Here is a 7005-nt window from a genome sequence, read left to right as displayed (position 1 = left end):
CATAGGCATAGGGGATGCCCGCGGCGGCCAGCTCCTCGGCCTCCTCGGAGCCGCGGCCGAAGATCAGCGGGTCGCCGCCCTTCAGGCGGGCCACGGTCAGCCCCTCGCGCGCCAGATCGACCAGCAGCGCGTTGATGGCGTCCTGCGGCACGGAATGGAACCCGGCGGTCTTGCCGACGCTGATCCGGCGCGTGGCGGCCGGGACCAGCGCCATGATCTCGGGGGACACCAGACGGTCAAAGACCACCACATCGGCGCCCCGGATCAGCGCCAGCGCCCGAACCGTCAGAAGCTCGGGATCGCCAGGACCCGCGCCGATGAGAAAGACTTTGCCCGGCATGACACGACCCTTGCAGAAATGGCTGGGGGTGGAAAGGGGCGGGCGCAAACGCCCGCCCCCCTGTTCAGCAGCAAATCAGTAGACGTCGTGCTGCGTGTTGTTGACGTTGAACTTGCCGGTCGGCGTGACCAGGCGCGGGTCCTTGATGACCTTCTTGAGTTCCAGCGTCTTGTCGTCGATCACCACGATCGCCGATTCCTGGTCCTTGCCGTTCCAGACCGAGAACCAGATTTCGGTGCCGTCCTTGTTGAACTCGCCCTGCACGACGCGGGGCTGGCCTTCCGAGATCTCGGCCATTTCCGCGATGTTCAGCGTGATGATCTCGGGGTCGGACCCGTCACCCGGCATCTTGCTGACGTCGAAGACCGCCACCGAGCCCGAGATCGCGGCGTCCGGGTTCAGCGTCGCATCGACATAGAGATACTTGGAGTTCGGATGCGTCTTGACGAACAGCGAGCCGCCGCCCAGCGCCGGGAAGCTGTCCACGATCTTCCACGCGGTATCGGCGTGACCTTTCGGGTCGGTGCCGATCAGCGCCACCGAGTCGTCGCCCAGGTGCGAGGTCGCCCAGACCGGCCCGAAGGTCGGGTGGACAAAGTTCGCGCCGCGGCCCGGATGCGGGGTCTCGCCGCCGGTCTCGGTGATCGCCGCCAGCTTGCCTTCCTTGGTGTCGATGACCACCAGCTTGCCACGCGCGTTCGCCGCCGTGATGAAGTAGCGCTTGGTGCTGTCCAGGCCGCCGTCATGCAGGAAGCGTTCGGCCTCGATCTCGGTGATCTTCAGGTTCTTCAGGTCGGTATAGTCCACCAGGTGGATCTTGCCGGTTTCCTTGATGTTGACCAGGAACTCGGGCCGATAGTGCGACGACAGGATCGCCGCCACCCGCGGTTCGGGGTGGTAGGTCTGCTCGTCATAGATGTTGCCACGGGTCGAGACGATCTTCAGCGGCTCGAGCGTGTCGCCGTCCATGATGACGTACTGGGGCGGCCAGTAGGCGCCGGCGATGACGTACTTGTCCTCCCAGCCCTCCATCTTCGAGGTTTCGACCGAACGGGCCTCGGCGCCGACCTTGATGGTGGCGACGATCGACGGCTCGGCCATCCACAGGTCGATCATGTCGACCTTGGCGTCGCGGCCGATGACCAGCAGGTACCGCCCCGATGCCGACATGCGGCTGATGTGAACGGCATAGCCGGTGTCGAGCACCGTCTTGATCTCGTAGGTCGAGCCGTCGATCAGCGCGATCTGGCCGGCATCACGCAGGGTGACGCTGAACAGGTTCTCGATGTCCCAGTCGTTCATCTTTTCGGTCGGCCGATCTTCCGGCTTTACGATGACCTTCCAGGTGTTCTTCATCTCCGGCATGCCGAACTCCGGCGGGCTCGCCGGATCTTGCAGAAGATAGTTCGCCATCAACGTCACCTGGGTCTCGGTCAGCTGGCCCGAGGTGCCCCAGTTCGGCATCCCCGCCGGCGAGCCGTAGGTGATGAAGCTGTGCAGATAGTCAAAGCCCAGCTCGCGCGTCAGGTCGGGGGTCAGCGGCTTGCCGGTGGCACCCTTGCGCAGCACGCCGTGGCAGCCCGCGCAACGCTCGAAGTAGATGGTGTTGGCCTCGTCGAACTCGGCCTGGGTCATCGTCGGCACGCCCTCGGGCGCGCCCGGAACGGGAAGCTGTTCCTTGCCCAGAGTGGTCAGCGACGGCTCGTACTGGTCCTGCGGCTTCGAGGTGTGGTCCACAACCTCGCTCTTTTCGGCGGCCTGCTCGGCCGTCGTCTGCGAGGCACCCTCGGAGCGGGGAAGCTCCTCGACCGGGGTGTCGGGACCGGCAACCGGACCCGTGACCGTGTTCAGATCGGCCGCGGCTTCGGTTCCCGCCGCGTCACGGGCGGCGGCGGTGTCGGCTGCGGGGGCGGCGTCCGTGTTGGCGGCCTCACCTGCAGCGGGGGCCGCGGCGGGCGCGGCGGTGTCTGCCGTCGTGGCGGCAGGGGCGGCGGGGGCGGCGGGTTCGGCAGGGGCGGGCGCGGCAGTCTGCGCGACCGCCATGCTGGCACCGAACACCAACGCCAAGGCCGCCGACGCCAGAAGCGACGTCCTGGCCGTATGGGCTGGGGTCTTCATCAAGATGTCTCCGTTTGCTGGTGAGGCTGCTTCACGCTTACCGGCCGCCCCTCACGTTTCCTTGACTTCGGTTAAGGTCACGCAAAGCCGTTGTGGGTCATCTTCGTCCCATGTTGCGCAGCCGTCATCGACCGCGCGCCCCAGTTCCCGCCCGTCCGGACCCGCCATGCCCCAACCTGCCAGCAAATGCCGCCTTTCCCTGCGTCCCGTCGGGGCTGCCCGGCTGCGTGCCGCGGGCTGGGTGCGCCGCATTGCCGCATCGCTGGCGCTGTGCCTGGCGGCGCCGGCCGCGCCGGTCCTTGCGGCGCCACTGGGACTGGCGGCGGCGTCCGAGACCATCGAGGCCGCGGCGCCGACGCCGTTGATCGCGGGCGAGCTGTTCGGCGCGACCGGACCCGTGACCCTGGACCGCGAAGACGCGCCGGTTCCGTCCTGGGTGGCGCGGGCGGGCGGCGAGACGCTGGGCCGGATCGGCTCGACGTGGGAACTGGCGGGTTCCACGGGCTATTCGGGCCGTCCCCTCGACGTGCTTGTCGCGGTGGACCCCGACGGCCGCATCGCTGGCGCGCGGCTGATGCGCCATGCCGAGCCGGTGCTGACGCTGGGCATCTCGGACGCCGACATCGCACGGTATGTGAACGGGTTTGCCGGCTTCGACACCGCGCGTCGCGGCGAGACGGCGCTGTCCCACGACGCGGGCCTGCCCGACGTGATCGCCCGCGCGACCGTCTCGACGGGGGTGATCCGCGACGGAATCCTTCGTTCGGCGCGCATCCTCGCGGGCGCGCAGGACAACAGCGGCGGCATCGACCGCGTGGCGTTCCAGCCCATCCCGGACTGGGCGGGGATCGAGGCCACCGGCGCGCTGGCACGCGCCGGCGTGTCCATGGCGGACGCCGCGCAGCGGCTGCGGGGGGCAGCGCAGCCCCTGACGCCGTCGGACGCGCCTTTCTTCGAGATGTGGACCGGGGTCGTGGACCCGCCCACCATCGGGCGAAACCTGCTGGGCCAGGCGGTGCTGACGCGCGCCGCCGGCGCCATGGCGCCCGGCGAGGTGCTGCTTGCCGTCATGTCGCGGGGGGTGCAGTCCCACCGCGGGACCGACTGGAAACGATCGGGCGCGTTCGAGCGCATCACCATCACCCAGGGGCCCGTCACGCTGGTCCCCACCGCCGAGAGCTATACGCCCCTGTCGCGACTGGCCGTCTCCGACGCCCCCGTCTTCAAGGAGCGCAGCCTGTTTCGCATCAACGCGGACCCTGCGGCGGGCGGCATCGACGCGACCCAGCCCTTTGACGTGACCGTCACCTTCGCGCGCGAGGCGGCGCAGGGCCCCGACCTGATCCTGCCCGTCACCGCCAGGGTGCAGGTGCCCGAGGCGTTCCTGATCCCGCCGCCCGCCCCCGAGATACCGCTGTGGCAAGAGTTCTGGCTGAAGAAGCAGCCGCAGCTTGTGATCGTCGGGGCAATGCTGGGGGTGCTGGGCCTGATCCTGTTCGGACAGGAATGGCTGGTGCGCCGCCCGCGCCTGTGGCGGCAGGTGCGGCTGACCTATCTGGCGGCGACGCTGTTCGTGCTGGGCTGGTGGCTGAACGCCCAACTGTCCGTGGTGCAGGTCGTGGCCTTCCTTCACGCCCTGCTGACGGGATTCCGCTGGGAAACCTTTCTGGTCGCGCCGCTGATCTTTGTGCTGTGGAGCGCGGTGGCCCTGGGGATGCTGTTCTGGGGCCGGGGCGTCTTTTGCGGCTGGCTGTGCCCGTTCGGCGCGTTGCAGGAACTGACCAACGCCGCGGCCCAGCGGCTGGGCGTGCGCCAGATCGCGGTGCCGCAGGCGCTGCATGAACGTCTGTGGGTCATCAAGTACACGCTGTTTGTCGCGATCGTGGCGCTGTCGTTCTATTCGATGGAACAGGCGCTGATCCTGGCCGAGGCCGAGCCGTTCAAGACGGCGATCTCGATGCACTTCATACGGGCCTGGCCCTTCGTGCTGTATGCGCTGGCGCTGCTGGGGGCGGGGCTGTTCATCGAGCGGTTCTTCTGCCGCTACATCTGCCCGCTGGGCGCGGGCCTGGCCATCCCGGCCAAGCTGAAGATCTTCGACTGGCTCAAGCGCCGCCCGCAGTGCGGCCGCGAGTGCCGGCTGTGCGAGACGAAATGCCCGGTCGGCGCCATCGACCCGTTGGGACGCATCAATCCGAACGAATGCGTCATGTGCCTGCGCTGCCAGACGATCATGGACGACGAGAACACCTGCCCCGTCCTCAAGCGCAGGGCGCGCGGGGCAGGCGGCGGCGGTGGCTTCACCGCGCCGCCGATCCCGCCGGCGCCGTCCTCTCCGCCCGTTCCGCCGCCGCTGATACCGACCCAGGTGCCGGCCGGCGCCCATGCCGGGGCCGCCGCCGAGGCGGCGCACCCCCAGGCGCCCCATCCCTCGGCGGCCCAGCCGCCCGCGTTTCGATCCCAACAGGTGACGCCATGACAGTTCTGTTCCGCGACGGATGGCGCGTGTTCTTTGCAGCGGCCGGTGTGTATGCCGTCGTCTCGGTCGCGGTGTGGCTGTGCTGGATCGCCGGCGTGACGCCGGACCTGCCCTTCGCCCCTGCGCCCCAGCTTTGGCACGCGCACGAGATGATCTTCGGCTTTGCCACCGCCGCGCTGGGCGGGTTCTTCCTGACCGCGGTGCCGAACTGGACGGGGGCCAAGGCTGCGCCGGAACGGTTCATAGCGCTGGTGTCGGGCCTGTGGCTGGCGGGACGCGTGGCGGTCTGGATGTCGGGTGTGCTGCCCGCAGGGCTGGTCGCCGTGATCGACCTTGCGTTCCTGCCGGTGCTGGGGGCCAAGGTGCTGACGCAGCTGCTCAAGCGTCCCAAGCCGCAGAACATGATGTTCCTGCTGCTGCTGACCCTGGTGTGGTGCGCGAACCTGCTGGTGCATTTGGACTGGATCGGCTGGACCGGCACGGCGGGGCAGGGGCTGCGCGCGGGCCTGCTGGCGATCTGCGCGATGATCGCGGTGCTGGGGGGGCGCGTCACGCCTGCGTTCACGCGCAACGCCCTGCTGCGCGACAACCCGGCGGCCGCCGTGCCCGTGTCGCGCCCCCCGCTCGAGAAGGCGGGCGTGGCGCTGCCGGTCCTGACGGCGGCGCTGGTGCTGATCGGCGCGCCGGACGCGCTGGCGGGCGTCGTTGCGGTGGCCGCAGGGGTTGTCGCGGGGCTGCGGCTGGCGGGCTGGCGCACGCGCGCGACGCTGGGCGACCCCATCATCTGGGCGCTGCACGCGGGCTATGCGATGCTGTCGCTGGGGCTGGTGCTGTGGGGGCTGGCGGGCGTGGGCCTGGGCACCGAGATCGCCGCGCTGCACGTCCTGGGCATCGGGGCGGTGGGCGGCATGACGCTGGCGGTGATGAGCCGGGCGAGCCTGGGCCATTCCGGCCGCGCCCTGCACGCCCCCGCCCCCGTGGCGCTGGCCTATACGCTGATCCCGCTGGCGGTGGCGCTGCGCTGGGCTGCGGCGACCTGGCCGGGCAGCCTGTATCTGGCCGGCAACCTGGGCGCCGGCCTGCTGTGGACCACGGGGTTTGCCCTTTACATCGTTGCGCTGTGGCGGGTCTGGACCACGCCCCGCGCAACCGCCTCGGAGGCTGCGTGATGCTGACCCGGCGCCGTTTCCTGACCTTGACGGCCTGCGCGGCCATGGCCCGCCCCGCAGGGGCGGGGCCCGCGCCGCAGGAATGGCGGGGCATCGCGCTGGGCGCCGATGTCGTCCTGCGGGTCCAGGGGGGTGATCCCCGGGCAGCGCGCGCCTTCTTTGCCGAATCCGCCCGCGTGCTGCGCGGGGTCGAGGACCGTTTTTCGCTGTATCGCGGATCGGATCTGACGCGGCTGAACGCGCTGGGCCGCCTGGCGCACCCGTCCGACGAGTTCACGGCCCTGCTGACCCTGGCCGGGCAGGTTCATGCCGCGACAGGGGGCGCGTTCGATCCGACCGTGCAGCCGCTCTGGCAGGCCCGCCGGCGGGGCGGGGACGAGGCCGAGGCCCGCGCCCTGACCGGCTGGGACGGCGTGCGGATCGCGCCTGATGCCGTGACGCTGACCCGCCCCGGCATGGCGCTGACGCTGAACGGCATCGCCCAGGGCCATGCCGCCGACCGGCTGGCCGGCGTTGCGCGCCGTCACGGGCTGACCGACGTCCTGATCGACACGGGCGAGATCAGGGGCCAGGGCAGGCGCGGCTGGGCCGCGGACATCGTGGACCCGACGGGCGCGGCGCTGCAGCGGGTGACCCTGCGCGACCGGGCGCTGGCGACCTCGGCGCCGTTCGGCACGCGCATCGGTCCGCAGGGCGACCGGGCGCATATCCTGGCGGCCGACGGACGCCCGCCGCAATGGTCGGTGGCGGCGGTCAGCGCCCCCTCGGCTGCCGTGGCCGATGCGCTGTCGACCGCCGCGGTGCTGATGGACCACGCGGCGATCGCGCGCGCGCTTGCGGCCTTTCCCGGCGCGCGGATCGAGACGCTGGCGGCCCTATAGGCCCGGCGGCCGTCCTGG

The 7005-nt window shown here is 70.5% G+C and carries 5 protein-coding genes; 3 read left to right on the top strand and 2 right to left on the bottom strand.

What is annotated here, in order from left to right:
- A partial coding sequence (locus DPQ23_RS12820; protein WP_240602720.1) for a uroporphyrinogen-III C-methyltransferase occupies positions 1–340 on the bottom strand: 340 nt, incomplete at its 3' end.
- Positions 341–415: 75 nt separating this feature from the next.
- Positions 416–2458, bottom strand: a complete 2043-nt coding sequence (locus DPQ23_RS12815) for a nitrite reductase (RefSeq protein ID WP_276310563.1) — start codon at positions 2456–2458, stop codon at positions 416–418.
- Between the two features lie 166 nt (positions 2459–2624).
- On the opposite strand from DPQ23_RS12815, the gene DPQ23_RS12805 reads away from it, so the two are divergent.
- The 3 genes from DPQ23_RS12805 to DPQ23_RS12795 are packed head-to-tail and all read left to right on the top strand — an operon-like array spanning position 2625 to position 6987.
- Entirely contained in the window at positions 2625–4937 is a 2313-nt protein-coding gene (locus DPQ23_RS12805; protein ID WP_112875181.1) for a NosR/NirI family protein, read from the top strand.
- A complete protein-coding gene (locus tag DPQ23_RS12800) occupies positions 4934–6106 on the top strand; it encodes an NnrS family protein (RefSeq protein ID WP_112875180.1) in 1173 nt (390 codons plus the stop codon). The genes DPQ23_RS12805 and DPQ23_RS12800 overlap by 4 nt, the downstream gene beginning before the upstream one ends.
- Entirely contained in the window at positions 6106–6987 is an 882-nt protein-coding gene (locus DPQ23_RS12795; RefSeq protein WP_240602718.1) for an FAD:protein FMN transferase, read from the top strand. The genes DPQ23_RS12800 and DPQ23_RS12795 overlap by 1 nt, the downstream gene beginning before the upstream one ends.
- Positions 6988–7005: the final 18 nt, after the last annotated feature.

The organism is Paracoccus endophyticus, assembly GCF_003286075.1.
Taxonomy (GTDB): Bacteria; Pseudomonadota; Alphaproteobacteria; order Rhodobacterales; family Rhodobacteraceae; genus Paracoccus; species Paracoccus endophyticus.
Note: the sequence above shows the minus strand (reverse complement) of the source record. Positions and strands in the feature narration are given on the sequence as shown.

Bases quoted from the DNA above. Each gene is read 5' to 3' on its own strand.
- DPQ23_RS12815 (WP_276310563.1), bottom strand. From the start codon at position 2,458: ATGAAGACCCCAGCCCATACGGCCAGGACGTCGCTTCTGGCGTCGGCG.
- DPQ23_RS12805 (WP_112875181.1), top strand. From the start codon at position 2,625: ATGCCCCAACCTGCCAGCAAATGCCGCCTTTCCCTGCGTCCCGTCGGG.
- DPQ23_RS12800 (WP_112875180.1), top strand. From the start codon at position 4,934: ATGACAGTTCTGTTCCGCGACGGATGGCGCGTGTTCTTTGCAGCGGCC.
- DPQ23_RS12795 (WP_240602718.1), top strand. From the start codon at position 6,106: ATGCTGACCCGGCGCCGTTTCCTGACCTTGACGGCCTGCGCGGCCATG.